This is a genomic window from Mycobacterium sp. E2497, assembly GCF_001668695.1.
Taxonomy (GTDB): domain Bacteria; phylum Actinomycetota; class Actinomycetes; order Mycobacteriales; family Mycobacteriaceae; genus Mycobacterium.
Window position 1 is genome coordinate 1 of the sequence record NZ_LZKD01000156.1, and the last position, 1,080, is coordinate 1,080.

At 69.7% G+C, this 1,080-nt stretch carries 2 protein-coding genes; both read left to right on the plus strand.

What is annotated here, in order from left to right; translation table 11 throughout:
* The coding region (locus A5713_RS29215; protein WP_231980414.1) for a TOBE domain-containing protein at positions 1–307 on the plus strand (307 nt) is incomplete at its 5' end.
* A 12-nt stretch (positions 308–319) separates the two neighbouring features.
* Positions 320–1,080 (plus strand): patatin-like phospholipase family protein (locus A5713_RS14555; protein ID WP_231980416.1); only part of this gene is annotated, 761 nt, incomplete at its 3' end.

Consider the following 1,080-nt stretch of genomic DNA (forward strand, 5'->3'; position numbering starts at 1 on the left):
CACGCGCGACGACGGGCTGATCGATGACCTTGCCGGAGCCCGTGATTCGACCGTAGAGGTAGGCGTCCGCCCCGAGCTCCTCGACCACATCGACCTCCATCTCGACACCCTGGCCGCCAAGTTCGAAATGCTCGGGGCGGACGCCTACCTCTACGGTCGAATCACGGGCTCCGGCAAGGTCATCGATCAGCCCGTCGTCGCGCGTGCCGACGGGCGTCGGCCTCCGGAGAAGGGCAGCCGGGTGCGCCTGCACCCGGAGCCAGGGCACCTGCACTTCTTCGGTGTGGACGGCCGGCGAATCTGTTGAGGGGGTGAGGCGATGGAGGCGGCCGTGAGCGGATCTCACGCCGATCTGGTGTGTGAAGGCGGCGGCGTCCGGGGTATCGGGCTGGTCGGCGCGGTCGATGCGCTCTGCGAGGCCGGCTACCGGTTTCCGCGGGTTGCGGGTAGCAGCGCGGGCTCGGTCGTCGCGTCGCTGGTGGCCGCGCTACAGGCTGCGGGCGAGCCGCTGAGCCGGCTCGCAGAGATCATGCGGACCATCGACTACCGGAAGTTCCTGGATCGCAGCGTGATCGGCGAGGTGCCTCTGATCGGTGGGGCATTGTCACTGTTGGTGTCCGACGGTGTCTACCGCGGCGCCTACTTGGAACGCCTGCTGGCCGGCCTGCTCGCTGACTTGGGCGTGCGGACGTTCGGCGACCTGCGCACGGGCGAGGAGCCGGACCAGTTCGCCTGGTCGCTGGTCGTCACGGCCAGCGACCTGTCCCGGCGCCGGATGGTGCGCATCCCGTGGGACCTCGGCTCCTACGGCATCGACCCCGACGACTTTCCGGTGGCCCGCGCCGTGCACGCCTCGTCGGCGATTCCGTATGTGTTCGAGCCCGTCCGGGTGGGCGGCGCCACCTGGGTCGACGGCGGCCTACTATCCGATTTCCCGGTGGAGTTGTTCGATCGCCCGGACGCGCAGCCCCGCTGGCCGACCTTCGGCATCCGGCTGTCCGCGCGCCCAAGTCAGCGAGCAGGCCGGCCAGCAGGCGTTCCAAGTAGGCGCCGCGGTAGACACCGTCGGACACCAACAGG